The 24,375-nt window shown below is 64.1% G+C and carries 29 protein-coding genes and 2 pseudogenes; 21 read left to right on the forward strand and 10 right to left on the reverse strand.

Going from position 1 to position 24,375, the window contains the following annotated elements:
* Positions 1–11 precede the first annotated feature (11 nt).
* On the reverse strand, positions 12–1,004 hold the full coding sequence (locus AD89_RS0108150; RefSeq protein WP_025778110.1) for a putative oxygenase MesX: 993 nt from the start codon (positions 1,002–1,004) through the stop codon (positions 12–14).
* Between the two features lie 123 nt (positions 1,005–1,127).
* Between AD89_RS0108150 and AD89_RS0108155 the strand changes: the two genes are divergently transcribed.
* Complete coding sequence (locus AD89_RS0108155) at positions 1,128–2,075, forward strand: LysR family transcriptional regulator (protein ID WP_025778111.1); 948 nt, start codon at positions 1,128–1,130, stop codon at positions 2,073–2,075.
* 113 nt (positions 2,076–2,188) lie between these two features.
* Entirely contained in the window at positions 2,189–2,476 is a 288-nt protein-coding gene (locus tag AD89_RS19635) for a putative quinol monooxygenase (RefSeq protein ID WP_081770381.1), read from the forward strand.
* A gap of 91 nt (positions 2,477–2,567) precedes the next feature.
* Here AD89_RS19635 and AD89_RS20645 read toward each other — a convergent pair.
* Positions 2,568–2,885, reverse strand: a pseudogene (locus AD89_RS20645) (hypothetical protein); the annotation flags it as partial.
* Positions 2,886–3,447: 562 nt separating this feature from the next.
* Between AD89_RS20645 and AD89_RS0108180 the strand changes: the two are divergent.
* Together AD89_RS0108180 and AD89_RS0108185 are read left to right on the forward strand one after the other, a co-directional pair.
* The gene (locus tag AD89_RS0108180; RefSeq protein WP_197021724.1) at positions 3,448–4,389 is read left to right on the forward strand and encodes an alpha/beta hydrolase; all 942 of its coding nucleotides are present in this window, start codon (positions 3,448–3,450) and stop codon (positions 4,387–4,389) included.
* Positions 4,390–4,495: 106 nt separating this feature from the next.
* Positions 4,496–4,936 carry a YtoQ family protein gene (locus AD89_RS0108185; protein WP_025778115.1) on the forward strand — a complete coding sequence of 147 codons (441 nt, stop codon included), beginning with the start codon at positions 4,496–4,498 and terminating at the stop codon, positions 4,934–4,936.
* Here the strand turns inward: AD89_RS0108185 and AD89_RS20135 are convergent.
* Positions 4,843–5,274, reverse strand: a complete 432-nt coding sequence (locus tag AD89_RS20135) for a hypothetical protein (RefSeq protein WP_197021725.1) — start codon at positions 5,272–5,274, stop codon at positions 4,843–4,845. The two genes, AD89_RS0108185 and AD89_RS20135, sit on opposite strands and share 94 nt — an antisense overlap.
* Positions 5,275–5,311: 37 nt before the next feature.
* On the opposite strand from AD89_RS20135, the gene AD89_RS0108190 reads away from it, so the two are divergent.
* From AD89_RS0108190 to AD89_RS0108200, 3 genes and pseudogenes are all read left to right on the forward strand, one after another.
* Positions 5,312–5,809, forward strand: coding sequence for a nucleoside deaminase (locus AD89_RS0108190; protein ID WP_025778116.1), 498 nt, complete (start codon positions 5,312–5,314; stop codon positions 5,807–5,809).
* Positions 5,810–5,908: 99 nt separating this feature from the next.
* Positions 5,909–6,853: pseudogene (locus AD89_RS18320) on the forward strand (alpha/beta fold hydrolase).
* Positions 6,854–6,872: 19 nt separating this feature from the next.
* Positions 6,873–7,724 carry a GNAT family N-acetyltransferase gene (locus tag AD89_RS0108200; protein ID WP_025778117.1) on the forward strand — a complete coding sequence of 284 codons (852 nt, stop codon included), beginning with the start codon at positions 6,873–6,875 and terminating at the stop codon, positions 7,722–7,724.
* 58 nt (positions 7,725–7,782) lie between these two features.
* Here AD89_RS0108200 and AD89_RS0108205 read toward each other — a convergent pair whose 3' ends face one another.
* From AD89_RS0108205 to AD89_RS0108220, 4 genes are read right to left on the reverse strand one after another with little or no spacing between them, the layout of a single operon-like run.
* A complete protein-coding gene (locus AD89_RS0108205; protein ID WP_025778118.1) occupies positions 7,783–8,277 on the reverse strand; it encodes a mycothiol transferase in 495 nt (164 codons plus the stop codon).
* A 42-nt stretch (positions 8,278–8,319) separates the two neighbouring features.
* Complete coding sequence (gene arfB / locus AD89_RS0108210; RefSeq protein WP_025778119.1) at positions 8,320–8,763, reverse strand: alternative ribosome rescue aminoacyl-tRNA hydrolase ArfB; 444 nt, start codon at positions 8,761–8,763, stop codon at positions 8,320–8,322.
* A 1-nt stretch (position 8,764) separates the two neighbouring features.
* Positions 8,765–9,370: a 1-acyl-sn-glycerol-3-phosphate acyltransferase gene (locus AD89_RS0108215; protein ID WP_025778120.1), complete on the reverse strand. Its 606-nt coding sequence runs from the start codon at positions 9,368–9,370 to the stop codon at positions 8,765–8,767.
* Positions 9,371–9,403: 33 nt separating this feature from the next.
* A complete protein-coding gene (locus AD89_RS0108220) occupies positions 9,404–9,985 on the reverse strand; it encodes a hypothetical protein (RefSeq protein WP_025778121.1) in 582 nt (193 codons plus the stop codon).
* Positions 9,986–10,208: 223 nt separating this feature from the next.
* Between AD89_RS0108220 and AD89_RS0108225 the strand changes: the two genes are divergently transcribed.
* The gene (locus AD89_RS0108225) at positions 10,209–10,895 is read left to right on the forward strand and encodes an SDR family oxidoreductase (RefSeq protein ID WP_025778122.1); all 687 of its coding nucleotides are present in this window, start codon (positions 10,209–10,211) and stop codon (positions 10,893–10,895) included.
* Positions 10,896–11,032: 137 nt separating this feature from the next.
* On the opposite strand, the gene AD89_RS0108230 is transcribed toward AD89_RS0108225, so the two are convergent.
* A complete protein-coding gene (locus AD89_RS0108230) occupies positions 11,033–11,671 on the reverse strand; it encodes a dihydrofolate reductase family protein (protein ID WP_025778123.1) in 639 nt (212 codons plus the stop codon).
* A 120-nt stretch (positions 11,672–11,791) separates the two neighbouring features.
* On the opposite strand from AD89_RS0108230, the gene AD89_RS0108235 reads away from it, so the two are divergent.
* Together AD89_RS0108235 and AD89_RS0108240 are read left to right on the forward strand one after the other, a co-directional pair.
* On the forward strand, positions 11,792–12,313 hold the full coding sequence (locus tag AD89_RS0108235; RefSeq protein ID WP_025778124.1) for a winged helix-turn-helix transcriptional regulator: 522 nt from the start codon (positions 11,792–11,794) through the stop codon (positions 12,311–12,313).
* Positions 12,306–12,776 carry an SRPBCC domain-containing protein gene (locus tag AD89_RS0108240; protein WP_025778125.1) on the forward strand — a complete coding sequence of 157 codons (471 nt, stop codon included), beginning with the start codon at positions 12,306–12,308 and terminating at the stop codon, positions 12,774–12,776. Before AD89_RS0108235 ends, AD89_RS0108240 begins: the two co-directional genes overlap by 8 nt.
* Here AD89_RS0108240 and AD89_RS0108245 read toward each other — a convergent pair.
* Positions 12,766–13,686 (reverse strand): carbohydrate kinase family protein, encoded by a 921-nt coding sequence (locus AD89_RS0108245; protein ID WP_025778126.1) that lies wholly within the window; start codon positions 13,684–13,686, stop codon positions 12,766–12,768. The two genes, AD89_RS0108240 and AD89_RS0108245, sit on opposite strands and share 11 nt — an antisense overlap.
* Before the next feature lie 119 nt (positions 13,687–13,805).
* Here AD89_RS0108245 and AD89_RS19270 point away from each other — a divergent pair, with 119 nt between their 5' ends.
* The 6 genes from AD89_RS19270 (at position 13,806) to AD89_RS18330 (ending at position 19,286) form a co-directional block, all read left to right on the forward strand.
* The gene (locus AD89_RS19270; protein WP_025778127.1) at positions 13,806–14,264 is read left to right on the forward strand and encodes a DUF2695 domain-containing protein; all 459 of its coding nucleotides are present in this window, start codon (positions 13,806–13,808) and stop codon (positions 14,262–14,264) included.
* Between the two features lie 26 nt (positions 14,265–14,290).
* On the forward strand, positions 14,291–15,451 hold the full coding sequence (locus AD89_RS0108255) for a nucleoside hydrolase (protein WP_025778128.1): 1,161 nt from the start codon (positions 14,291–14,293) through the stop codon (positions 15,449–15,451).
* Positions 15,448–16,329, forward strand: coding sequence for a histidine kinase (locus AD89_RS0108260; protein WP_025778129.1), 882 nt, complete (start codon positions 15,448–15,450; stop codon positions 16,327–16,329). Before AD89_RS0108255 ends, AD89_RS0108260 begins: the two co-directional genes overlap by 4 nt.
* Entirely contained in the window at positions 16,326–17,180 is an 855-nt protein-coding gene (locus AD89_RS0108265) for an energy-coupling factor transporter transmembrane component T family protein (protein ID WP_025778130.1), read from the forward strand. Before AD89_RS0108260 ends, AD89_RS0108265 begins: the two co-directional genes overlap by 4 nt.
* A gap of 10 nt (positions 17,181–17,190) precedes the next feature.
* Positions 17,191–18,702, forward strand: coding sequence for an ATP-binding cassette domain-containing protein (locus AD89_RS0108270; protein WP_155807390.1), 1,512 nt, complete (start codon positions 17,191–17,193; stop codon positions 18,700–18,702).
* Between the two features lie 86 nt (positions 18,703–18,788).
* On the forward strand, positions 18,789–19,286 hold the full coding sequence (locus AD89_RS18330) for an HXXEE domain-containing protein (protein WP_025778132.1): 498 nt from the start codon (positions 18,789–18,791) through the stop codon (positions 19,284–19,286).
* On the opposite strand, the gene AD89_RS0108280 is transcribed toward AD89_RS18330, so the two are convergent.
* Positions 19,258–19,548, reverse strand: coding sequence for a YrhK family protein (locus AD89_RS0108280; protein ID WP_025778133.1), 291 nt, complete (start codon positions 19,546–19,548; stop codon positions 19,258–19,260). The two genes, AD89_RS18330 and AD89_RS0108280, sit on opposite strands and share 29 nt — an antisense overlap.
* A 180-nt stretch (positions 19,549–19,728) precedes the next feature.
* Between AD89_RS0108280 and AD89_RS0108285 the strand changes: the two genes are divergently transcribed.
* From AD89_RS0108285 to AD89_RS18335, 5 genes are all read left to right on the forward strand, one after another.
* Positions 19,729–20,424, forward strand: a complete 696-nt coding sequence (locus tag AD89_RS0108285; RefSeq protein ID WP_025778134.1) for a hypothetical protein — start codon at positions 19,729–19,731, stop codon at positions 20,422–20,424.
* 125 nt (positions 20,425–20,549) lie between these two features.
* Positions 20,550–21,008: a VOC family protein gene (locus AD89_RS0108290; protein WP_025778135.1), complete on the forward strand. Its 459-nt coding sequence runs from the start codon at positions 20,550–20,552 to the stop codon at positions 21,006–21,008.
* A gap of 134 nt (positions 21,009–21,142) precedes the next feature.
* Positions 21,143–21,823 carry a PepSY domain-containing protein gene (locus tag AD89_RS0108295; RefSeq protein ID WP_025778136.1) on the forward strand — a complete coding sequence of 227 codons (681 nt, stop codon included), beginning with the start codon at positions 21,143–21,145 and terminating at the stop codon, positions 21,821–21,823.
* The gene (locus AD89_RS0108300) at positions 21,816–22,475 is read left to right on the forward strand and encodes a thymidine kinase (RefSeq protein ID WP_025778137.1); all 660 of its coding nucleotides are present in this window, start codon (positions 21,816–21,818) and stop codon (positions 22,473–22,475) included. The genes AD89_RS0108295 and AD89_RS0108300 overlap by 8 nt, the downstream gene beginning before the upstream one ends.
* Positions 22,476–22,577: 102 nt before the next feature.
* Complete coding sequence (locus AD89_RS18335) at positions 22,578–24,368, forward strand: HNH endonuclease (RefSeq protein WP_025778138.1); 1,791 nt, start codon at positions 22,578–22,580, stop codon at positions 24,366–24,368.
* Positions 24,369–24,375: the final 7 nt, after the last annotated feature.

Here is a 24,375-nt window from a genome sequence, read left to right on the forward strand (position 1 = left end):
TTCTCCTGCGGTCATGCGACTGGGACGGGTCGGTCGGACGCCCACTGCTCGAGCATCTCTCGGTGCGGGTTGACGAAGAACTTCTCCGTGAACTTTCCCTGTCTGGTGCCGAGCTGGTTGCGTTCGACGCGATCATAGGTGACCGGCATCTCCGAGAAGTCGTGCCGGTCCAGCGTCGGCCGGTAGACCTCTCCGGCGGCGGTATTCGCGTTGTAGATCTCGGGCCGATAGATCTTCTGGAAAGTCTCCATCGTGCTGATCGTGCCGATGAGCGCCAGATCGGAATAGTCGCCGAGGAGGTTGCCGCGATGGTAGAAGGCCAGCGGTGCGACGCTGCCCGTCGGCATGAAATACCTCACCTGGAGTCCCATCTTCGCGAAGTAGTCATCGGTCAGCGAGTAATCGTCCTGCTGGTATTCGAACCCGAGAATCGGGTGGTGATTCTCGGTCCGACGGTACGACTTGCTTGTGGACACGCTGATGCAGATCACGGGTGCCGTCTGGAACCGTTCCCGATAGGCGACAGAGTCGAGGAAGTGTTGGAATAGTTTGCCATGCAGATCACCGAAGTCATCGGGGACCGTGAACTCGGTTGCGGCCTCATTGGCAGCCGGCAGCCGCACGCTGAAATCGAAATCGCGGACGAAGGACGAGAAATTGTTCCCCACGATCCCGGGATGACGTTTTCCAGTCAGTCTGTCGATGATCTGGATATCCAGGACTTCGAGCAGGGGGAACTCCTGTTCCCGGCCGCCCGAGGTGAAGTGAAGCCCTCCGGAGACGATGTCGAGTTCGAGGACATAGCGATCCCGATCGGGATTGTCCCAGGACGCGAGTTCGTTGAAGCGGCGATTGATAATGCTCAGAGCAGTGCGGAGGTTCTGCTGACGGTCCTCGCCCCTGGCGAGATTGGCGAAGTTCGTCGTCGCTCGGGTGCTCTCTGACGGCGAGTAGTCCTCGTCGAATCGAGTCGTGGTGATGCTGAATGAGAACTCAGGTGTCATGGACGTCCAATTCGGTGGGTGTGCGGCCGGTTGCGGTCGCTGGCATGTCTGTGAGCCATCCTGCCCGTCCCCGGTGGTCATCGGGTAACTCGGGGGAACTATGGATTCCTATAGCCTTGATCTATGTCTCGAGGTCTGAAGAACATCACGCTGCTGCAACTCCAGTACTTCATCGAGGTCGCGTCGGAGGGGTCGATCACCGCCGCCGCCGATCTCCTCTATGTCTCTCAGCCGACCATGTCTGCTGCGATGAAGGACCTGGAGACCCGTGTGGATCGCGCTCTGCTCGTCCGATCCGCTCGCGGGGTGACTTTAACTGACGACGGTGTGGAGTTCCTCGGCTATGCCCGGCAGGTCGTCGAACAGGTGGAACTCCTCGAGCAGCACTACCTAGGGCGCCCACCGTCACGGCGTCTGCTCGGAGTCTCGGCGCAGCACTACTCGTTCGTCGTCGATGCTTTCGTTCGGATGGTCAAGGCCAGCGATGCTGCCGAGTACGAGTTCTCACTGCGAGAGACGCGTACCTGGGACATCATCGAAGACGTTCGCACGCTCCGCAGTGAGCTCGGCGTCCTCTACCGCAACGACTTCAACAGGAAGGTCATCGACAAACTGCTGCGAGATTCCGGGCTTGCGTTCCACCCGCTCTTCCTCGCCTCCCCGCACATCTTCATCTCTCGTACGAACCCGCTTGCCTCCCGCCACCGCGTCACCCTTGACGATCTCGCCGCCCTGCCGCGGCTCACTTTCGACCAGGGGGCGAACAACTCGTTCTCCTTCGCCGAGGAGATTCTCTCCACCCAGTCGAGCAAGCAGGAGATCCGGGTTTCTGACCGTGCGACCATCTTCAACCTGATGATCGGACTCGACGGCTACACCATCTCGACGGGCATTATCAGCGACGATCTCGATCCGGCCATCGTCGCGATTCCACTCGAGGTCGATGAACGCATCGAGATCGGCTGGATCGATCATTCCGGGATCCCGCTGACCGAACAGGCGCAACGCTACCTCGACGAAGTTCGGGCCGTCGTCGGCGGTTTCGGCATTGCGCTGCTCGATCAGCCGTGACCGAGGACAGCACCAAAGGAGTTCTGGATGAACCTGCGGTCGAACGACGAGTTGCGGATGGTTCAGCGCCTGTTGCGTGATGCTGTCGCCGCATTCACACCTCTGGAGGCCGCATGTCTGTCGTCACATTAAGAGGCAGGCTCATCTGTGCCGACGGCAACGAGGCGGACATCGTCGCCGGCCATCTTGACCGGCATGTCGAGCTCACTCGCGCCGAATCCGGGTGTCTTCGCTTCAGTGTCGAACCGACGGCGGATCCACTCGTGTGGATGGTGTCCGAGAGGTTCGTCGACAAGCATGCGTTCGATTCCCATCAAGCGCGAGTGCGGGTCAGTGACTGGGGCCGAGTGACGGAAGGAATCATGCGGGAGTACACGATCGACTATGGTGCGGACTCCTGATTATCTGGGTTCGGAGGGTTGATCACTTTCCGTGAAGCATTCCGGTGGAGTTCCGGTTCAAGGTATGACTTGTACTGCGGGCGAGACTTGGTCAGCTGACAGTCTGCACGACCTGAGTCAGATGTCCTTCTGGGTCCTCGGCCCAAGCGATGAGCAGGTGGTCGAGCCAAGGTTCCGGTGGCTTGATCGCGGTTGCACCGAGATCGACCCGATGCGCGTAGCATGCGTGGACGTCGTCAGTCCAGAGGATCACCGCCGCGTGCTGGCCGTCGGCGACCGGGTCGAGGCAGTGGTCATTGCGGGTGCTCGTTTCAGTTGCGAGCCCGATTCGGTACCCATCTAGGGTGAGGTCGACGTGTATGGGTGTTCCAACTCGAGGGGTGCGAAATGCCTCCTCGAAGCCGAGGCGCCGATAGAAGGCCGATAGAAGTTCGCCGCGCGGTCGATGTCGCGGGTGAACAGCACGATCTGAGGCGTGCGAAAGAGCGTCATGCGGCTACATTGCCTCTGGGCTGCTGACGTCGTCAAAGATAGGCACGAATAGTCGTCATCGCACCTGATTCATCAAGGTCGTGAGAATCAGCCTGCGTTAGAGTGGCCCCTGGCGTCAGGAGGTGACCGCCACGATGAGATCTGCTGCAGCGGGAATCTCAACCCGAAAGATCGGAAGGCGAGGACCGAAGGTGACAGCCAGCAAGAATTCGTCACAGCCCGCGGTGCCTCAGCGCGTGACCAAAACAGTTCGGGCAACGGGTCTCATCCTCGCGCTCGTGTTCGGTGCGATCGCTGCGGTCATCGGCCTGGCATCGCTTATTCCCGGGCTTGGCCCGTTCAGTTCCGCTGCGGCCCGGTTTGCGCCGACGATTGCGCCGATGGCGACTGTGGTCGGAGCGATTGTGCTTGGGTTCGGAATCGTCTGGCTGCGCCGAGGCCGTCGATGGACCGGAGCTGTGGTGACAGGATTCGGAGTGGTGAGCACGATCGCGAATCTGGCGGTCGTCATTGTGCTCCTCGTCGCCATCGCCTCGGCTGGTGGTTCGGTGAACTTGTTCACTGCGACGTTCGGGCTCTCGGCGATCGACTCGGCGTCGCCTGATCGCAAGGAAGTGTACGACAAATCCAGCTCAGGCGATGACCTCTCCGTATCGATCTACGAACCTGAGAGAGCGAAGGGTTCAGCCCCGACGATCATGTACGTCCACGGAGGCGGTTGGATCGCAGGCGACCCGGACGCAGCGAGTTCAGAGCTCCGTGAACTCGCTGATCACGGCTACTTGGTCGTATCTGTCGAATACGAACTCGCCACCCTGGATAACGCAACCTGGCAGAGCGCACCGTCGCAGGTGGCCTGTGCGGCAAGCTGGATTCAGACCCACGCAGACACGATCGGTGCAGATACCGATCGCCTTGCGTTCTGGGGCGAGAGTTCGGGCAGCAACATGGTCGCCAATACCGCCGGTGCCGCAGCGCAAGGCGACGCCGAATCGTCCTGCGGTGGGAAGGTTCCGGTTCCGGCGGCGGTCATTGCCGACTACCCCGCATTCGACGTGACAGGTCTCTACGAGAACGCCCCCACCGGGCCAGGTGCGGGATCCGGCACGCGCCTATTCGCGACCAGCTACACGGGTGGCACACCAAAGGAATATCCGGACCGCTACTCAGTGGCCGATTCCGTCACGCATCTGAAAGCACCCGCGCCGCCGATGCTTATGATGACAGCGATGCGCGATGACGTGATCACCCCAACCGACCAGCTTTCATGGGCCGAATCGGCCCGAAGCCGCGGAGTCGACGTCAAGACGGTAAAAGTTCCCCTCGCCAATCATGCGTACACGCAGAAGGCGAAGAACTCAATCGGCAGCCAAGGGCATCTGAGCATCGCAGAAGCCTACCTGTCCGAACGCTTTCGCTGACCCCGACCTCCTGGGTGAGACCGGTGCTGACGACCACCAATTGGCTATGGTGGTCCTGAAAGGGCCGTGCCGGTCCCACGCCTATTGGAATCAGGAGTACTCGATCATGAGCTTCTCTGTCTACCTGTCCGGTGAGATCCACACCGATTGGCGCGACGAGATCAAGCGCGGCACCGAGGCGGCGGGTCTCGACATCGAATTCACCGCCCCGGTGACCGACCACCCCGCCAGCGATGCCGCCGGTGACCACCTCGGCGAGAACGACAGCTCCTTCTGGCGCGATCACCAGTCGTCGAAGGTCAACGCCATCCGCACCCGCACCCTGATCGAGAAGGCCGATATGGTCGTCGTGCGCTTCGGTGACAAGTACAAGCAGTGGAACGCCGCTTTCGACGCCGGCTACTGCGCAGCGCTCGGCACACCCTATGTGACCCTCCACGACGCCGACATCATTCATCCGCTCAAAGAGGTCGATGCCGAAGCCAAGGCCTGGTGCCAGACGACCGACCAGGTGGTCGAAACCCTGAAGTACATCCTCAGAGACTGAACCTGAAAAGGACTGAACCCGATGAGCTGAGTCCGCGAACGACCACCCGTCAAAGGGTCGTTCGCGGCCTCCACCCAGTAGACGCCGTCGACGTCATTGATGCTGACCTCGAGTGCCGGCGAGGTCGGAACGATCTCACGTCCGGATTCGAGGACCTCCTCGACCCACCTCAGAACGTCCTGAGCTTCAGCAGCCGGCGTCACGGTGAACGTGTGTTTGTACTTATTGGAGAAGTACCGTGCCTCGTTGGCACGTAGGCTCGCCAGCGCCTCGGCGACGGGAGAGGACTCGAGGCCTTCGGTGGTGACCTCGGTGAATGACACGGCTTCGAACGGCATGGACCATAGAATTGCCCGCTGTGATTGGATGAGGAACATGGAACCTCAACTTGATCTCAATGATGATGACCGCAGATTCCTCACCCGAAGCGTCGACCTGGCGCGCGAAGCCCTTGCCGCCGGAGACGAACCATTCGGTTCCGTGCTCGTCGACGCCGACGGTCGTGAACTCTTCGCCGACCGCAACCGGGTGGCCGGCGGCGACCACACCCGTCACCCCGAATTCGAAATCGCTCGCCGGGCAGCCGAACATCTCACACCCGAACAACGAGCTGAATCTGTCGTCTTCACCTCCGGCGAACACTGCCCGATGTGCTCAGCGGCGCACGCGTGGGTGGGCCTCGGCCGCATCGTCTACGCCAGCCGCAGCCAGCAGGTGAGCGCCTGGCACAAGGACTGGGGTCTGGCCCCCGGTCCCGTACTGCCGCTGCGCGTTCAGGACGTCGCCCCGGGAATCGAAGTCGCCGGACCCGATCCGGAATTGAGCTCCCAGGTGCGGAACCTGCACGCCCGTCTGCACGGAGTCGATGCCTGAGATCCGCGGTACAGTATCTGCATCATCTGCATCTCAGCGATTGTTCTGCCCGCACCGAAATCACGGGGCCGGCAGCGAAACTGACAAAGGAGTCCGGCCTTGGCCCTGCATGAAATCACGTTCCCCTCGAGCAACGATCGCGACACGATCAACGCGTGGCTCCACACTCCCACGACGGCGCCGAACGGCATCGTGCAGATCATCCACGGCCTCGGCGAACATTCCCGCCGCTACCTCCACCTCATCAGCACCTTGCTCGATGCCGGCTTCGCCGTCGTCGCCAGTGACCACGCAGGGCACGGGCGCACTGCCATGGAGTCGGGTGTCTGGGCCGACGCCGGAGACGAGGCCGCGCGCGTCGTCGTCGACGACGAGGTGACTCTGCAGGCGAAGGCGCGTGAGATCCTGCCCGGACTGCCCTATATCGTCTTCGGCCACAGCTGAGGGTCGATGATCGCCCGCTCCATGGCATCCCGCCCTGAAGCCGAACTCACCGGGCTGGCGCTGTGCGGAATCGCCGCGCAGATGAAGGGAATCGAACAGACCATCGACCGCGCTGAACTCGCCGAGGCGGCCGCTGGCGACCATCGTGCGGAACCTGCTGCAGACCATCTGGTGGGACAGCTCTTCGACGGGTTCCTCGACCGCTGCGGTCCCGATGCAGGACCCACTGCATGGGTTGCCCTCGACGAGGCGGTCGTCGCCGATCACGGCCGTGACCCGTTCAATAATTTCGGTGCCCCGATGAGTGCGCGGTTCCTGCAGGGGTTCGTCGACATCTATGACGAAGCCAATGCCGATTACTGGTATGAGACGATCTCAAGCGATCTGCCGGTGCTCATCCTCGCGGGTGACCAGGATCCGGTCGCGAACTACGGCGAAGGCGCTTACCACGTGGCCAACAGGCTGCGAGAGACCGGTCACGCAGACGTGCGCACACGAGTCTTTTCAGGAGTCCGGCACGAAGTCCACAATGAACCGACGACTCGCGCCGAGGCGGAAGCGGAGATCGTCGAATTCGCAACCCGCGTCATCGCAGGTTAAAGATCGAGGCTGGCCCACCATGATGATTCCGTCCGCCGAGGACCTTTCGAACATCATCGATGCTGTCGCGTCCTGGCAGTGCGAGGGGCTGCCCGTCCAAGTCCATCCTGGCGACTTCGGCTGGTATCAGCGCTTCGGCTCGCAAGCGCTTGCCTCGGGACTGCGGGTGTGGACGCGGTACGGCGAGATCGCAGCCGTCGGATTCCTCGACGAAACCGAACTCATTCGCATGGCGATCTCGCCCGACCATGCCGCGGATGAAACCCTCGCCGAGGCGGTCGTGACTGCTATCGAGACCACTCTGTCCGATCTCCTCCCACCAGGGACGGGAATCGTCGAATCCCGGTTCGGACCCGCGCTGCAGCACACCCTCAACGAGGCGGGATGGACACCCGACGAACCCTGGACCGTCCTGCACCGCGCACTGTCAGATTCTGTCCCACCGACCTCGTTGAGGTTCGAGACTGTCGAAGCGGACGACATCGCTGACCGGGTCAGCGTCGAATCCGCCGCATTCCCCGGCGCATCACTGACCGCTGAGCGATGGCAGCTGATGGCTGCAGGACACGCCTACCAACAGGCTCGGTGTCTCGTCGGCTATTCCACGGACGGTGCTGCCGTCGGCGCCACCACCGTCTGGTCAGCTGGACACGGTCGCCCCGGCATCATCGAACCTCTCGGAGTTCATGGTGACCACCGCGGCCTCGGGTATGGCACGGAAATGGCGCTCGGTGCTGCAAGCGCACTGCGGTTGATGGGAGCGTCGAGTGTCAACGTGGCCACTCCGTCATCGAACACCGCCGCCGTCGCCACCTATCGAGCGGCCGGGATGGACGGCCTCGGCGAGGTCAGGGACTTCCGCCGCCCTTGACCGGCGTTGGAGAACAGACCGGAGCGGCGTTGGAGATCAGGACAGCCGACGTCGGAGGTCAGGCCGGAGCGCCGGCGATGAATGCCGCCTGCGCGACGTGCTGAATCGCATCGTCGATGATCGAGACCATGCGGACGCCGCGAGTGACTGCCGGAGTCCAGTTCCTGTCGATGACTTCGTCGAAGTCATCCTCGGAGAGCGTCTTTGCATAGTCGGTGAACGCGTTCAGAGTAGCGGCGAGGTAGTCGACGAGCAGCTGTTGATCGTCGACCTTGATCTCTGCCGCCTGTTCGGGACTGTGTCCGTAGCCGAAGGTCTCGCCGATCTCGCCGAGATCGAACCGGTTCCGGAAGTCCTCCCACTGCTCGCGCTTGCCCGTGAGGGCTGAGAGCTGCACGTCGATCTCACGGCCGCTGTGCCACAGCAGCCAGGCCACGGAATTCGGATGACCGCCGAGGTGGTCGTTGAGTTGTTCGGGGGAGAGGTCGGGCAGTGCCTGTGCCGCTTGGAGGGGGCGCTGGGACAGGTCGGTGAGAATGTCGATGCTGTTCATGTCGCCCATTCTGCTCTTCGACACTGCTGCTGTCACGGCACCTCAGTCGAGGCGCGGCCTGCGGCGGTTGCGTTTGATCTCCGACCGCCGCTGTTCGGACTTCACTCGCCGGCGGCGGGAATTGCGGGACGGCTTGGTGGCTCGCCGCTGCACCGGCGGAGCCAACGCTTCACGCAGCAGCTGCGCGAGACGTATGCGTGCGTCCTGACGATTCTTCAGCTGCGACCGCTGCCTCTCCGAGGTCACAGTGACCACAGTGCCCGACAGGCGTGGCGCCAACCGACTGAGCACCCGATCGCGCTGAGACTCGGTGAGGAAGCTCGCCGCAGCCAGGTCGAGGCTCAGCTGCACCCGTGAATCGGAAGTGTTGACGTGCTGGCCGCCCGGACCGGACGACCGGGAGAACTGTTCGGACAGGTCGGACGCGGGGATGACCAGCCCGGCAGGGATCCCCGGCCCAGCGGGGACGCGCAGATCACCGTCCATCTCAGTCCTTCTCCACTTCGCCTTCGCGATCGTCACCGGCGAAGTCTTCTTCGCGCAGCCTCGGCGTGATCTGCAAGTGCGGGCGGATTCCACGCTTGTCGGCGTAGAATTTGCGGATCCGATCCATGTCTGCGGCGATGTCGCCGGTCATCTCCAGAGTCGGGCCCAGCCCCGTCGTCCGGGTCGCGGTATCCAGGTAGCCCAGCGTTACGGGCATACCAGTAGCCATCGCGATGCGATGGAACCCGGATTTCCAATGTGTGTGTCCGCCGCGGGTGCCGTCCGGAGTGATGACGAGCGCGAAGACCTCACCGTGACGCATGCGGTCTACCACCTCGTCGACGATCTTGCTCGGATCCGACCGATCGACGGGAATCCCGCCGAGCCCGCGCATGATCGGTCCACGCCATCCGGTGAACAGGGAATGCTTGCCCAGCCAATGGACGTCGACGCGCATGCGCCACGCGATTGCGAGCATCACGACAAAGTCCCAGTTCGAGGTGTGCGGAGCTCCGACGAGGATGGTCGGACGGTTCGGAGCGGGCTCGGTGACGAGGTTCCACCTGCTGAAGGTCCAGAAGGCGCGGGCGAGGAGGCGTCGGATCATGATCTCAACGGTAGAGCACGCGAGGGGGTGAACCTACCAGCGTCCCTGGGACTGTGTCGAAAACCGGGAATGCGCGGCCGCCAGCACCGGATGCAGTCGGCGGTGGCTGAGGACGAATCCGCTGCGGACAACGATGCGGGGATTGAGCTTCCGTCCGCGCAACCGGCGGGTCGCTTCCTCGGTGAGGATGTAGGCGAGCATCTTCGGGCCGCGGGAGACGGCACGTTCGAACACGACCATCTTGATGTCATTCCACGGCAAGAACGTCGCGGGCAGGATCCGGCCGTTTCGGGCCAGGGAGACTCCTGCAGGAGAGAGGACGAGGGATTCTCGTCGGTGCAGTCGCAGGAACACACCGATCGGAGCGACGACGAGGCAGCCGATGATGCCGACGACGACGGCCCACATGCGCAGATTGGCGATGATGAGCCACCAGCTGCGGCCGTCCCTGATCGTGGCGGTGACGATCCACACGAAGGCGGCGAGCAGCCCGAATCCGATGATGAGAGCGAGGACCAAGGTGAGGACGATGTGTCGCGTCGACGAGGGGATTGATACGGGTCGTCCGCGCTCCAACCGGTGCACGACGGCGGCAGGCGAATAGTCCTCGGGCATAGGCTTCAGCGTACCGGCCGCCGTGACCGACCTGAGCATTCGGACACAAACCCCACGGGCAGGCTTCAGCCAATCCCCGTCCTCGACGGTGGTCAGGCGCTGAGTCCAACACTTCTCGGGCGGTGACCGCTGAGCCTGCGATCTCGGTTGGAGACCGGCGGGAATAATCGCAGCAGCTTGATCGCTGTGCGAGGTACGACCATCACCAACAGCAGAGGAAGATATGTCTGATTCAGCTCGTGTCGTCGTTCTCGGCGGCCATGGAAAGATCGCACTTCTGGCCGCGCCCAAGCTCAAGGCCGCAGGCTTCGCCGTCGACTCGGTGATCCGCAACCCCGACCAGTCATCCGATGTCAAAACCGCTGGGGCCAACCCAGTCGTCCTCGACATCGAAACCGCCGACACCCAGGCGCTCGCCGACCTGTTCGCAGGAGCCCAGGCTGTCGTGTTCTCCGCCGGAGCCGGCGGCGGCAGCCCGGAGCGGACTAGGGCCGTCGACCTCGAAGCAGCCAAGCGATCCATCGACGCCGCCGAACAGGCCGGGGTCAAGCGCTTCGTCATGGTCTCTTACGCCAGCGCCTCCGTCGACTCGGACCGCGTCGACCCGGAGAGCTCCTTCTACCCCTACGTGCAGGCCAAGAGCGGCGCCGATGAGCACCTGCGAGCCAGCTCGTTGGACTTCACGATCCTCGGACCCGGCGGTCTGACCCTCGAGCCCTCCAGCGGCAAGGTTCTCATCGCCGATGCGGCCGGCGACCTCGATGGGCAGACGCCGGCCGACGATGTGCGGGTGACCTCACGCGACCTCGTCGCCGACGTCATCACCCACGTCATCGCCGAGTCCGCTGCGGTGCGCGAGACCGTGAACTTCTATGACGGGCAGACCCCCATCGCCGAGGCGATCCGCTGACCTGAGTCCGACCGCTCCGAGCCGTCACCCGGGTCCGAGCGGCCCACTGACCCGATGGCCCGCCGTTCCGTTAGGGAACGGCGGGCCATCGGGATTGTCGCACCCGCAGGGACCGGACCCCTGAGTCCTCGGGCAGATCAGCCTCGGTGATTCCACAATTGATGGGTCAGGCCGCTGGCCGTGGTGAGGCTCTCGATCGTGAAATCCTTCTCAAGTCCCTCGAGGCCCTCCCAGAGCCAGACCCCGCGGCCGAGGGTGACCGGGACGATGACGAGGTGCATGAAGTCGACGAGGCCGTCCGCAAGGAACTGTCTGACCATCGAAGGACCGCCGCCGATGCGGACATTGCCGCCGTCAGCGGCAGCGCTCGCCTCGGCCAGTGCCTCCGCGGGCGAGGCGTCGATGAAGTGGAAACTCGTGCCGTTGTCGAACTCCATCGGCTCCCGCTGATGATGAGTGAGAACGAAGCACGGGGTCTTGAACGGCGGCTCCTCACCCCACCAGCCACGCCAGCCGTCGTCAGGCCACGGCCCAGTCTGGGGACCGAACTTCTTCCGGCCCATGATCTCGGCTCCGATGCCCTGCCCCCACATGGCGAACAGAGCGCGGTCTGCGGTCACCGGGGCGTCGACCTTGTCCACTCCCTCGATGCCGCGGCCGTCGAAGAAAGAGAACAGTGCTTGGGCTTCGCCGATCGGCTGATCGAAGGTGACGAACTCGCCGGCAGCGAATCCGTCGAGGGAGACGAAGAGGTTGTTGACACACGCTTTGGCCATGAGCACTCCAATGTGCTGGTTCGGCTGATGTCTTCAGCCCGACGGATGGCGTCGGTTCCGGGGAAGTGGACCCAGTGTAGGATTAAGTAGTTTCAGAATGCAATCACTGGAGGTGGAACGATGTCTGCTCAGCCGCGCTCGGGATGTGCCATCAATGCCGCGGTCGAGGTGCTCGGGGACAACTGGTCGCTCATCGTCCTGCGCGACATCATCTTCGGCGATCGCCGCCACTTCCGTGAGCTGCTCACCCGCAATGACGAGGGCATCGCGTCGAACATGCTCTCCAGCCGGCTGAAGAAACTCGTCGATGAAGGGCTGCTGACAAGGGCGGAAGCCACGCGCGGGCAGCGAGCCGAATACTCCCTCACCGAGGCTGGAATCCAGACCCTGCCGGTCATGGTCGCCCTCGGCACCTGGGGGATGACCCACCGGGAGACCTCACCGGAGCTGACGATCCGATCCAGAATCATGGCCGATGACCCCCAACTCGTCGGCGGTCTCATGGATGAGCTTCGAGAGACCCACCTCGGGGCGCCGCGCCCGAATCCTGACGAACCGCGTTCCTCGGAGCGACTGCAGGCCGCCTACGAGGCGGAGCACTCGGCCCCAAGCGGACACGAGGAGGTGTTCTTCGGTGAGTGAAACAGCATCCGATCAGCGCGTGCCGGTGACCGCGACGATCCGCCTCGGCGCTGATTTCGAGCACCCGATCTCGGCGGTGTGGAACGCCTTCGCCGATACCGGCCAGCGTGTGCAGTGGGGAGTTCCCGAAGGCGAGGAGATGGTCTGCGACATCGACGATTTCCGTCCCGGGGGAGCGATCCATGCCCGCTGCGGATCACCGGGAGAACTCGAGTTCATCTCCACCGGTCAGTACTGCTCATTGGAACCGGAGCGTCATATCGTGACCACCGAGACTCTCACCAAAGACGATGAGATCCTGTCGACGGCCATCATCACCTGGACCCTGACCGCCATCCCGACAGGAACCCGGGTCGGGCTCGTCGACCAAGTCGTGTCCTTCGTCGGTGAGGGAATGATCGACGGACACCGCAACGGCCACGACATCTGCCTGCGACAGCTCGGCGAGTTCCTCAGTTCGTGAGATCCGCGGCCCACGGAAGATCTGCGCCGCCGCGGCCGACGGTGATCCCGGCCAGCGCAGATGCACGATCTCCCAGGGCCATGAGCTCTGCCGCACCGAGGGAGGACACCGGTGATGTCGAGGCATGCAGATCGTGGATGAGGGAGACCATGAACGTGTCCCCGGCCCCGATCGTATCCGTCACGTCAACCCGAGCCGAAGCCACCGTCACCCGCGCCGAGGCGGTCGCCAAGATCGCTCCGTCACCGCCGCGAGTCATCGCCACCAGACCCGGACCAAGATCGAGCAGACGATCGACCTGTGCTTCCTCAGTAAGATCGGGATAGAGCCAATCGGCATCGACATCGCTGAGTTTGAGGACGTCGACCCGACGCGCCAACTCCTCGAATCGTGGCAGCACATCCTCGTGGGAACCGACGATCGACGGCCGGATATTCGGGTCGAAGGAGATGAGCGTCCCTGCTCTCTGCAGGCCTGCCGTCTGCGGATCTGGCTGTTCCGGGACAGCGTCGAGGAGTCGGTCGATCACGGCGGAGCCCGGCTCGAGGAAAGCTGCGATCGACGCGAAATGCAGGGCCGAACAGGCGCTGCTTCCGAGCAGCGACGAATCGGGATCCCACCGCAGCCGGAACTCGTACTCGGCCGAACCGTCATCGGCCAGGCGGGCCAGCGCTGTGGAGGTGCCGCCTCGAGGGGTGGCGAGCACGTCAACCTGGGACTCCCGCAGATGAGCGAGAAGGAATCCGCCGTGGAAGTCATCACCGACATCGGTGAGGAACTCGACATCGTCGCCGAGGCGGCCCAAACCGAGAGCGACATTGGCCGGTGCTCCACCCGGTGCATAGCGGTCGGGAACCCCGGGCGAACTGACGATGTCGATGAGGGCTTCACCGATGACGAGAATGCTCATGGACACGATTCTAAGCTGAAAATCTTTTCAGGGTGCTGACCTGCATAAATAGGACAAAAATCGGTGAATGCTAGGAATCGACTTCATTTCATGTCAGTGACGTCTGCAACTGTGTGGTCATGGACAAGAACACCGTTGACAACGACGTCAGAACGATCATCGATGAGGAAACCGCCCGCGTCTTCGCACCGCGCCCCGGCGAATGCCTGGCCTGCTATGTGTTCCGCCAGCTCGGGGAATTCGGCTGCAATGGCACACACCGGTTCGCAGAAGGCTTCCGCGACCGTACGGCTCCACGTGCCACGGCACTGCTCGCGCGGCTGAGCAGCATGGGTGCCTGCTGCTGCGACTGTGAGATGTTCCTCAACGCCTTCACCTTCGCCGCCAAACCGTGGATCACCAGCATGCCGTTCGGCGAACTCATCGGTACTCCCTTCGGCAGTGAGGAAGCCATCGACATGAGAGAGAGGTTCGGAATCGACGAACCTCCTTCGACGAAGCTCTACCTCTGCTGTCGATTGGTGAGAAGGGGGTCCACGCAAGCCTGCGGAAATTGGGCCCGCGTCCGACGATGGTGAGCGCACGCGTCCGGCAGAATGGGACCATGTCTTGCACTCTGCCGCTCTTCCTCGACTGCGACCCCGGAATCGACGATGCCATTGCGCTGGCCTACCTGTGCTGCCAAGACGACGTCGACGTCGTCGGCATCGCGGCCTCTGGAGGCAACGTGGCCACCGCCCAGGTCGTCGAGAACACCCGCGGTTGGCTGACGCTGGCCGGGCGCAGCGACGTACCCGTCCACGCCGGCCACAGTCTTCCACTGGCACGGCAGGCCCTGCAGGCGGAATCGCAGGGATCGGAGACGGCAACGGGCGAAGCCCTGGAATACGCCGACCTCACCCATGGCGAGACCGGACGCGGATACGCGCGGGTGCCGGACCCGAGCGCCCCGGCGAGTTCGGTATCGGCTGCTCAAGCGTGGGTCGATGCTGCCCACGCCCATCCCGGCCAGCTCCTCGGCGTCGTCATCGGTCCGGCCACGAATCTCGCCTTGGCCCTCGAGATCGACCCGGATCTGCCGAGTCTGTTCAAGCGCCTCTTCATCATGGGCGGAGCATTCAACTACCGCGGCAACACCCACCCGACGACGGAATGGAACGTCACCTTCGACCCAGAGTCCACGGCCCGAGTGCTCGAGGCATTCGGCACAGCGCATGCGAGCGGTCACCTCAGTCAACTGCCGGCCATCGCCCCCATCGAAGCGACCGAAGCCGTTGAGATGACACCTGAGCGCCTCACCGCGATCCTCGACGGAGCCCCTGCCGACGGTGCCGACGACCACTGGCAGTCGGTCCTCGAACAGCTTTCCGAAGCTCTGCGCTTCTACTTCGAGTTCCACGAATCCGACGGACTCGGTTATCTCGCCCACATCCACGACCCTTTCGTCCTCGCCTGCGCCCTGTCCTGGGCACGACAGAACACCGCTGAGTCGCTCGGGACAGCGCCCAAAGATCCGAACACCAACGTCTCGGAGGCGGCCGCCTCGGTGCCCGAACGAGGATCTGCGGGGGAGCTGCCGTGGGCGTCGACGCTGTGGGCACCAGTCGATGTCGAACTCACGGGTACACTCACACGAGGCGAAACCGTCGCCGATTGGCTGGGACGGTGGAGCCGCCCCGTGAATGCAGAGATCATCCGCACCATCGACGCTCCTGCTTTCCTCGACCACCTCAGCTCCACCCTGATGAAAGGACCACAAGCATGACCGCACACTCCAGACAGTCTGGGCAGGGGCCGACCACGACGGTCGGTCCCGGACAAAACCGCAACCGCACCCTAGCTCTCGCCCTCACTCTGCTCGGCACCCTCATCGTCATCGGCACCTACGTCGCCGTGCTGCTGACCCAACCGGCCAACCTCGGTGTCGACCTCGGCCATACCACTCTGTGGGTCATGCTCGGCTATCTGGTCGGAGGCATTCTGCTCGCCGCCGGTACCCTCCCGCTGATTCCCCGCAGCGTTCTCGCCCTCATTCCGGTCGCCATCGCCCTCAACATCGTCATCGGGCAGATCATCGGCAACTACACTCCCGTACCCCTCTACCTCGACTCCATCGGAACGGTGCTCATCGGCGTCCTGGCAGGGCCCGCCGCAGGTGCCTTCACGGGAATCATCTCGAACCTCATCTGGGGCGTGACCCTGAGCCCCAGCGTCATCGCCTTCAGCTCCGGGGCCGCATTCATCGGAGCTGCCGCCGGCTGGGCAGCACGACTCGGGGTCTTCCGCACGCCCTGGACGGCGGTCATCGTCGGCGCCGTCGCCGGGGTTCCCGCCGGTGCCATCGGAGCACCCGTAGCCGCCTACGTCTTCGGCGGCGGACTCGGAGCCGGAACCGGGGGAGTCGTGGCCATCCTCCAAGCCGCGGGCCTCGAGATGTTCAACGCCACCTTCGCTCAGAGCATGGTCTCCGACATCGTTGACAAGGCGCTCATCTTCGCCCTCGCCTATGTCGTCATCCGGTCGCTGCCCAAACGCATCATCGGTCGCTACCCCTTCGCCCGGCACAGCCGCCCGAAGGCAGCGTCGATTGAGAGCACAACGCCTGCCGGAGCGACGGCCGGGTCGGCGCCTGCGGCGGAATGATCGCCGCCGATCCTGTGACCCCCAGCGCCGGAGACGCCGCCGTATCTCCAGACGACGGTCGCACTGACCTCGGTCGCCGGCTGCATCCGGCTACCGAGATCGTCATCCTCTTCAGCAGCCTCCTGCTCGTCTTCGGGGTGCCCTCACCCGTGGTGCCCATGGCCGTCATCGTCGCCACCGGGCTCACAGTCGTCGTCTCACCGGCGCTGCGTCTGCGGTCGTGGGCCCTCGGCGTCGCCGTGCTGTGCCTGCCGACGCTGTTCGTGCTCGTCATCGTGCAGGGGTTCTTCTACCCGGGCGCCGAGGTGCATGTCCTCTGGGAGGCAGCACCGGCGCATCTCAGCGTCGAAGGACTGAGCATCGCAATCCAGATCTGGCTGCGCGTGACCGCACTCATCGGCCTGTGTGCCCTCTTCGGCCTCGGCACCGATTCGGCTCGACTCTTCGATGGTCTGCGCATGCTCCGGCTGCCCGACAGCATCGCCTATGTGTGCGCCTCCGCAATCGGACTCATCCCTCTCATCGGCGCCCGAACCCGCCACGTCATCGAAGCCCGAAAGGCCCGAGGCTGGGCGACGCAGCGCTGGCGCGTGCGGATGCGGCTGCTGCCGGGCATCGTCACGGGCCTGTTCACCTCGGTGCTCATCGAGGTCGAACAGCGCCACGAGGTGCTCGAACAGAGCGGCCTCGGAGCGAACAGTCGCCGTGTCGAACTGCACGACTACCACACCGGTCGCGGACAGGGACTGCTGCGTCTCACCATCGCTGTCCTCGCGGTCGGTCTCGTCTCCGCCTCGGTGGCCGGTGTGCTGCCGCTGCCGAACTCCTCTCAACTGATCGGTGTCCGCTGAGGTGACGGCGATGACAGGTTTCGGATTCACCTACGCCGGTGAAGAGACCCAGGCTCTGACCGATGTCGCCCTGTCGCTGCCGGCAGGATCGATGACCGCGGTTCTCGGTCCCGTCGGATCGGGAACATCGACCCTGGCTCGGGCGTTGGCCGGTCTGCTCGGAGCCAGAGGAACTTCGACCGGGCACGTCGGTGCCGCTGGGACGGTCGGCCTCCTCGGCGATGATCCGGAAGCCCAGTTGAGCGGAATGACCAGCCACGTCGAGGATGAGGTCCAGTTGGCGTGCAGATTGCGCGGCATTGCTGGGGTCGATTCAGAGGAGCGGGCGCGGACTGCACTGGCACGGTTGGGGATCGATGGCCTGTGGGCCCGCCGTCTCGATACGCTCTCCGGCGGTCAGCGCCAATTGGTGGCGTTGTCGAGGATCACCGCACTCGACCCCGATCTGCTCATTCTGGACCAGCCCTCGCAGTCACTCGACCCCGATATGCGTCGAGGTCTGGCGGCGGCCCTGCGGGAGACCTGTGGTCGTGGGCGTTCGGTGCTCATCACCGGACACCAGATCGACGAGCTTGCTCTCTCCTGCCACGAGGTGCGCTTCCTTGACGCGGGCAGGCTGAAGCCGGCTCACGTCGCGCCCGAGGACTCCGGGGTCGACACTGACGCCGACGCCGACCCCGACACCGAATTCGACGCTGTCACTGACGCCGACGCTTTCGCAGGTACACGTGACGAGCTGGGCCGTTCCGCAGAGCTGCAGGGAGTCTGGGACACCCGTCCCGTTGATCCGCCCGGTCCGGTCATTCCGACCGCACCCGTGAGTACCGAAACCGTGCTTAAGGTGAGGGACTTCGGCGTGGACCGCGCAGGCACAGTTGTGCTCAAAGGCGTCGACTTCGACCTTCACCCCGGTGAGCTGAGCACCCTCACCGGCGCCAACGGAGCGGGGAAGTCGACTCTGCTGCGCGGGCTCATCGGACTCCTCGATCGGTCGGCTGACTGCGCGGGCACGGTCACGGCGAGCCGCCTCGGCGAAGGGACGAATCTGCTGGACCTGCCCGCCCACGTGCGCAGCGCTCATCTGGGATGGGTCGGACAGGACCCCGGTGTCCAGCTCTCGGCGGCGACCGTGCGATCCGAGCTCATGCGTGCGGCTCCGCTGCCGCGCCACCGGCGGCGCGACCGGCCGGAGATGATCGAACAGCGTCGCCGCATCGTCGACACGGCGTTGGACGAGGCCGATCTGGCTGCCGTGTGTGAGGAGCATCCATTCGACCTCGACACGCCCCGGCGCAAAGACCTCGTCATCGCCTCGGCCCTTGTCACAGGCGCAGAAGTCCTACTTCTCGACGAACCCACGATCGGTCGCGACCGGACGGGAATGGACCGACTGAGCGCGATCATCGATGGCTTCCTGGCTCGAGGCGGCGCCGTCCTCGCGACAACCCACGACCACCGGTGGGCCCAGGAATCCTCTCATCGTCGATTTCGCCTTGCTGATGGACGAGTGAACCTGTCCTGAAGCGGCACGGCCCCCGCGACAACGGACCTCCGAAGCGATTGTGTGGTGCAATGAGTCTGCGAGTTCTGTCGTCTGAAGGGAACGCAATGCGCGGACCGATCATGCTGTTCGCCGCTTGGGCTCTCCACGACGCGGAGGAGGCACTGACCTTCCCCGCGACGACCGACTACATCGCCGATCTCACTGGAATCGACGCTGTGCGGATGTCGACGAAGCAGAGCGTGGCCGCGATCGGAGTGGTCGGGGTCGGGCTCGCCGCTGCCGGCATCCGAGGGGTTCGGACAGGGGGAGCCTCACGCTTCTATCGGGCGTCGGTCGCCGGCCTCGAAGCTCACGTGTTCACCCACCTGCTCTCGGCAGTCGCAGCTCGACGATACACCGCGGGAGTGATCACGGCTCTGCCGATCATGTGGCCGGGCGCCGCTTATGCCCGACGGGAACTCGCCGTACTCGGCAGACCGCTGACCGCCGGCGACTGGGCCTGCGGTGCACCGACGATGGGCGCGGTGGCGGTGGCCGCCCACGTCCTCGTCAGGTTCGACTGGTCGTCCCTGTTCAGAAGTCGTATCCCGAGTCGGCGGTGACGCCGCTGGATCCGCGGAACCTCTGCAGATGCAGGTGCCGGATGAGTCGGATGACCGGGCGGATGAGCATCTCGATGCTGCCGATGACGAACAGCCAGGTGCCGGTGGTCATCAGAGCGTCGGAGAAGAACATGAAGCTGCCGATGAGGAACCACACGCCGATGAGCACATCATTGGCGATGCTGATGACCTGGTAGCGCTGGCGGATGACAAGCTCTTCGGGCCCGATATGCAGATGAATGTCGCCGTTGTTCTCAGCCATGTGACTCTCCTCTTCCGTCGCCGGGACTTCGCCCTGCTCAGTTCCTCAGTCCCTTATTCCTGGGATCTCGGCGGAGCTCTGCCGCTGTCCATGCAGTCCGAGCCTACTGCCCGACCGGCATGTCGTGCAGGTCCGAGGTTCGCCTAATCTCACGTCAGTGTCGAGTCCTAGATTGAGCGTATGGACGTAAACCCGCACTCATTCGACGCCCTCTACAGCGAGCCACGCGAGCGCAGCTCACTTCTGTCGTGGGACGAGCTGCTCTGTGCTATCCGCCGGTCTCCCCAGCTCACAGCACTCGATGCGGCGGTAGTCTCCCGATCCTGCCCGGAAGCGTCAGTCCCTTCCGCTGCGGAACCGTCAGTCCCTCCCGCTGCGGGATCGACGGCCTCCGCCGAGGCGGCCGGCCCCGACACCGCGAACCGTGCCCCGACCTGGGACGGCCTCAACACGGTCATCGCCGCCCTGCGCGGAAAGGATCTGCTGCCCGAGACGCTGCCGACGACCCGCAGCCCCACAGTTATGCTCGTGCACCTGATCGAGGAGTTAGCCCTCGTCTTCGCAGGTCACCGTGGCGACCGGCCGAAGCTCGGCGTCATCGGCAGTGAGCCCGGGATCGACAGGGCCCAGGTGCGTTTCGAAACCGAATGCATCACATGGTCCATCGCCGGTCGCCTCGGGTTGAGGGCAGCGGCGACCGGCTCACTCAAGCGCTACCTCAAGGACGGCGACCTCATGCCCCCGATCTCACGCGATCGAGTGCTGTACACCGTCGATGCGGTCGAAGGACTCTTCGGCGGGGCGCTCACCTTCGGGGAGACGATCAGGCACGAGACCCCGAGTCTGTTCTCCCTCGACGAGCCGTTGGCTGTCTGATCCGGTGCTGGTCGTTCTGACGAACAGGGAGGATGATGGGACCTGTGCGGTCCGGAAACCGGTGACTGGTCGGTGATGACACCGCTGGTCGGCGCTCGACCCTTACTCAGCGAGGAGAGACTGAGATGAGCAGAAGAGTCCAAGTCACTTTCGACTGCCATGACCCGGTGAAGACGGCGAGGTTCTGGGCATCGGCACTCGGCTACATCATTCCTGGCCCGCCGGGCGTCGAACTCGGCGACGACGATCCGTTCGACGCTTGGAAAGCCTTCATCGCCGAACTCGGGATCGAGCTCGGGCCGGAGAACATGCGCGCGGCCATCGAAGACCCCGAGGGCATCGGACCCCGCCTGTTCTTCCAGACCGTCCCCGAAGACAAAACGGTGAAGAACCGCATCCATCTCGACGTCCGATCGGCACCGGGCCTCGAAGGCGAGGAACGGATGGAGGCACTGGAAGCCGAATGCGTGCGCCTGTCAGAGATCGGAGGACGTCGGCTCAGACGTGTCGATCCCGATCCGCCGATGGAACAGGGCTTCATCATCATGGCCGACCCTGAGGGCAACGAGTTCTGCCTTGACTGAGGATCCGAACCCATCGAACGCCGGGCCTCGAGGATGAGGCATGGTCCGAGCTCGCCCGAGAATCGGCGTTCGCGCAGATGAGACTTTTCTCAGAAGCTCTGCTGCCCGACGCGTTCGCTGCTAGCGTGAGCCCCATGAAGACGCAACGCATGGCATTGAGCGCAGTGGCAGGACTCGCGGCTCTTTCTCTCGGTTTGGCCGGGTGTACCGGAAGCGGCTCGGAGAACGGCGGTGATGACACTCAAGACAGTCCCGCCGCCAGCGACTCGTCGTCGGACAACGCCGATGAGGCCACGGACGACAAGGATGATAACGCCGGCGACGACAGCGAGCAGGAATCGACGCAGGACTCGTCCGGACAAGGGCTCCCCGCCGATGCCGATCTGAGCAAGGATGCGCCGGCGGTCAGTGCCGGCGACGCGATCGAGACGGCGGAGAAGGAAGTCGGAGATGGAATCGTCCACGGCATCGAACTCGACTGGGACGAGAAGGACGGGGCCTGGCAGTACGACGTCTCGATCCTCGACGGCACCACCGACCACGACGTCGAGATCGACGCCGACTCCGGAAATATCGTCGAACACGAGCAGGATTCGACCGACGACAAGGAAGAGCCCATCGACCTCAACGACCCGATGACCTTCGACGACGCACTCGAACTCGCGCAGGAGAAGGCGTCCGGCAAGCTCGTCGGCTGGAAGCTCGAATACGACGACAGCATGCAGGAATACCAATTCGACTTCTCCGATGGCGGGGAGGAGACGGAAGTCACCGTCGACACCGACACCAAGCGCGTCACCGTCGACGATGACTGACACCGGTCGCCTCACCGTCATCGCCGGGCCCATGTTCTCCGGCAAGTCCGAGGAGCTCATGCGCCGGGTGAGGAGGGCAACCATCGCCGGCGTGGCTGTCCTCGTGGTGTCCCATTCGCTCGACACCCGCTCGCCGATCTCGACGATCACCTCACATATCGGAGCCCACATCCCCGCGGTGCCTCTGTCGGACGTGGACTCCCTCGCCGAGGCGGCCCGCTGTGCCGACTATGATCTCGTCGCCATCGATGAGGCTCAGTTCTTCGGACCCGAGCTCATTCCCATAGTCGAGGGGCTCCTTCGCGACGGGATCGACGTCATCGTCGAGGGGCTGTGCGTGACCTTCGACGGAGAGCCATTCGAACCGCTGCCGAGTCTCATGGCCGTGGCCGAAGGAGTGCTCAGGCTCACCGCGGTCTGCACGATCTGCGGCCGCGATGCCGTCTTCCATCAACGGCTCAAAGACTCGCAGCGCGGATCGAGTGCTGCAGAGGCATCGGAGGCGGCCTCGGATGAGGACCCACCGAGTCCTGTCGCCACCGCCATCGATGCCAGCCACGTCGGGGGCCTCGACGCCTATGTCGCCCGCTGTCGCGAACACTTCAATCGGAGGCGTGCCACAACGTCAGCCGTCAGCAGTTCTCAGACATAGCCGGTGACAGGACTCTCGCCTTTGCCGGTGGGGTGTTGCTTCTGACACGGGAGAACGTCGGTCAGGATTCTTATGTCAGTGGCGACCGATAGTGTTTTGGGCATGGAAGCAGAGCAGGTTCCAGACGTTCTCACCGAGATCCGTCGGTGGCGTGTCAGCCTGTCCGAACTGCCCCCGGCGAAGACCGAGGAAGAAGCCATCGATCGCATCACTGCACTCGAGGAACTCACGTCGGCGAGTGCGGCGGCGCAGGCCCGTGAGACCCTGACGTTCGACATGCTCCGCCGCAACCGCGAAGCCGAAGACGGTGTCGCCAGCAAGAAGCAGGGACGTGGCCTCGGAGCCGAGGTGGCCCTGGCGAGGAAGGTCTCGCGCTCCCGCGGAGACACACTGGTGAAGTTCTCCCGGACTCTGCTCATGGACCTGCCGAGGACGTTTGCGGCGATGAAGGGCGGTGACATCTCGGAAGAGAAGGCGCGGGTTGTCGCCAAGGAGTCCGACTGGCTGCCGCGGGAGAAGAAGCATGAGCTCGATGAGAACATGGCCGAACGCCTTTCCGAGGTGGGTGTCAGGCGACTCGGCAACGAGGTGCGAGCGCTTGCGCAGAAGCTCGACCAGCAGGCCGCGGTCGACCACCTGGAACGCTGCGTCGAAGAGCGTTCGGTGAGCGTGCGTCCGGCTCCGGGGAACATGGCCTACCTGACCGCACTGCTGCCGATGCCGCAGGCGGTTGCCGCCTGTGCGAACCTGACGAAATCGGCACAGTCTGTCATCGCCACGGGCGAAGCCGACGGTCGCTCGCAGAGTCAGATCGCGGCGGACCTCCTTGTCGAACGCCTGACCGGGCAGGAATCGGCCAAGGCCGTGCCGACGGAGGTGCACCTGATCATGCAGGCGAGCAGTCTGTTCGCACCGGGGGAGGATCCGGCATGGTTCCCCGGAGTCGGACCGATCCCGGCCAAGGCAGCCAGGGATTTCGTGGCCGAGAGTGATGCTGCGGTGTTCCTGCGTCGCCTGTACACGCGGCCGGAGGACGGACAGCTTGTGCGGATGGATTCTCGACGCAGGGAGTTTGCCGGACTGCTCCGGCGCATGATTGTTATGCGTGATGATGTGTGCCGCTCACCTTGGTGCGAAGCGCCGATCAAGCAGGCCGATCACGCGGTCTCCTTCGCCGCCGGCGGAGACACCGAATGGGAGAACTCCTCCGGCCTGTGCGTGGCCTGCAATTATGCGAAGGAACTCGCGGGGTGGCGGCATAGGGCAACGCCGGATGCGCTCGAAGTGGTCACGCCCACGGGCCACCGCTACCGCTCGCGCACCAAACCGATCAGCGAGCCCGACCCGGGTCTGGTTCGCGGCGAGAGCGTCGCCGAGACGACTGCGCCGCCGGGTATTCTCGCGGGAACCGGTCCGTCGAACCCGGCAGTCGGTTCCGACCCACCAACTGTTGAGGGTGGACCAAGACCACCGGCCGCCACGGTCGAAGACAGCACAGCTGCGGGCCCTGTAGCTGCAGACACCGCACGTGGGGCTGGTGTGCCTGCGTCGGGCGAGTCGTCTGCATCGGGCGAAGCGCCTGCATCAGGAGAGGTCGAGGGTGCTGACGAAGGTCCCGACGACCAGCGGCGGCAGATCTTCCTACCATGGCGGTTCATTCGCCGGGCCGAGCAGCCGCCACCGCTGAGAATCGGGAGCACCACCGTCAGCGTTGATGTCTACGACGCGGACTTCGAGCCGCTGAGCCCGGTCGAGGAGCTGCTGCTCACCGGCATCCGGGAGCATGTCGGGTCCCGGCGAGCCGAGGCAGCGGCTGGAGGCCATGGTGGCAGCCAACCTGCATTCAGCTACTCGTTCCACAATTCTGCTGGGCGGAAGTCCAAAGGCGAATGAACGTGCC

It is taken from the genome of Brevibacterium sp. VCM10, assembly GCF_000583215.1.
GTDB classification, from domain to species: domain Bacteria; phylum Actinomycetota; class Actinomycetes; order Actinomycetales; family Brevibacteriaceae; genus Brevibacterium; species Brevibacterium linens.

Bases quoted from the DNA above. Each gene is read 5' to 3' on its own strand.
- AD89_RS0108150 (WP_025778110.1), bottom strand. From the start codon at position 1,004: ATGACACCTGAGTTCTCATTCAGCATCACCACGACTCGATTCGACGAG.
- AD89_RS0108155 (WP_025778111.1), top strand. From the start codon at position 1,128: ATGTCTCGAGGTCTGAAGAACATCACGCTGCTGCAACTCCAGTACTTC.
- AD89_RS19635 (WP_081770381.1), top strand. From the start codon at position 2,189: ATGTCTGTCGTCACATTAAGAGGCAGGCTCATCTGTGCCGACGGCAAC.
- AD89_RS0108185 (WP_025778115.1), top strand. From the start codon at position 4,496: ATGAGCTTCTCTGTCTACCTGTCCGGTGAGATCCACACCGATTGGCGC.
- AD89_RS20135 (WP_197021725.1), bottom strand. From the start codon at position 5,274: ATGCCGTTCGAAGCCGTGTCATTCACCGAGGTCACCACCGAAGGCCTC.
- AD89_RS0108190 (WP_025778116.1), top strand. From the start codon at position 5,312: ATGGAACCTCAACTTGATCTCAATGATGATGACCGCAGATTCCTCACC.
- AD89_RS0108200 (WP_025778117.1), top strand. From the start codon at position 6,873: ATGATGATTCCGTCCGCCGAGGACCTTTCGAACATCATCGATGCTGTC.
- AD89_RS0108205 (WP_025778118.1), bottom strand. From the start codon at position 8,277: ATGAACAGCATCGACATTCTCACCGACCTGTCCCAGCGCCCCCTCCAA.
- arfB (WP_025778119.1), bottom strand. From the start codon at position 8,763: ATGGACGGTGATCTGCGCGTCCCCGCTGGGCCGGGGATCCCTGCCGGG.
- AD89_RS0108215 (WP_025778120.1), bottom strand. From the start codon at position 9,370: ATGATCCGACGCCTCCTCGCCCGCGCCTTCTGGACCTTCAGCAGGTGG.
- AD89_RS0108220 (WP_025778121.1), bottom strand. From the start codon at position 9,985: ATGCCCGAGGACTATTCGCCTGCCGCCGTCGTGCACCGGTTGGAGCGC.
- AD89_RS0108225 (WP_025778122.1), top strand. From the start codon at position 10,209: ATGTCTGATTCAGCTCGTGTCGTCGTTCTCGGCGGCCATGGAAAGATC.
- AD89_RS0108230 (WP_025778123.1), bottom strand. From the start codon at position 11,671: ATGGCCAAAGCGTGTGTCAACAACCTCTTCGTCTCCCTCGACGGATTC.
- AD89_RS0108235 (WP_025778124.1), top strand. From the start codon at position 11,792: ATGTCTGCTCAGCCGCGCTCGGGATGTGCCATCAATGCCGCGGTCGAG.
- AD89_RS0108245 (WP_025778126.1), bottom strand. From the start codon at position 13,686: ATGAGCATTCTCGTCATCGGTGAAGCCCTCATCGACATCGTCAGTTCG.
- AD89_RS19270 (WP_025778127.1), top strand. From the start codon at position 13,806: ATGGACAAGAACACCGTTGACAACGACGTCAGAACGATCATCGATGAG.
- AD89_RS0108255 (WP_025778128.1), top strand. From the start codon at position 14,291: ATGTCTTGCACTCTGCCGCTCTTCCTCGACTGCGACCCCGGAATCGAC.
- AD89_RS0108260 (WP_025778129.1), top strand. From the start codon at position 15,448: ATGACCGCACACTCCAGACAGTCTGGGCAGGGGCCGACCACGACGGTC.
- AD89_RS0108265 (WP_025778130.1), top strand. From the start codon at position 16,326: ATGATCGCCGCCGATCCTGTGACCCCCAGCGCCGGAGACGCCGCCGTA.
- AD89_RS0108270 (WP_155807390.1), top strand. From the start codon at position 17,191: ATGACAGGTTTCGGATTCACCTACGCCGGTGAAGAGACCCAGGCTCTG.
- AD89_RS18330 (WP_025778132.1), top strand. From the start codon at position 18,789: ATGCGCGGACCGATCATGCTGTTCGCCGCTTGGGCTCTCCACGACGCG.
- AD89_RS0108280 (WP_025778133.1), bottom strand. From the start codon at position 19,548: ATGGCTGAGAACAACGGCGACATTCATCTGCATATCGGGCCCGAAGAG.
- AD89_RS0108285 (WP_025778134.1), top strand. From the start codon at position 19,729: ATGGACGTAAACCCGCACTCATTCGACGCCCTCTACAGCGAGCCACGC.
- AD89_RS0108290 (WP_025778135.1), top strand. From the start codon at position 20,550: ATGAGCAGAAGAGTCCAAGTCACTTTCGACTGCCATGACCCGGTGAAG.
- AD89_RS0108295 (WP_025778136.1), top strand. From the start codon at position 21,143: ATGAAGACGCAACGCATGGCATTGAGCGCAGTGGCAGGACTCGCGGCT.
- AD89_RS0108300 (WP_025778137.1), top strand. From the start codon at position 21,816: ATGACTGACACCGGTCGCCTCACCGTCATCGCCGGGCCCATGTTCTCC.
- AD89_RS18335 (WP_025778138.1), top strand. From the start codon at position 22,578: ATGGAAGCAGAGCAGGTTCCAGACGTTCTCACCGAGATCCGTCGGTGG.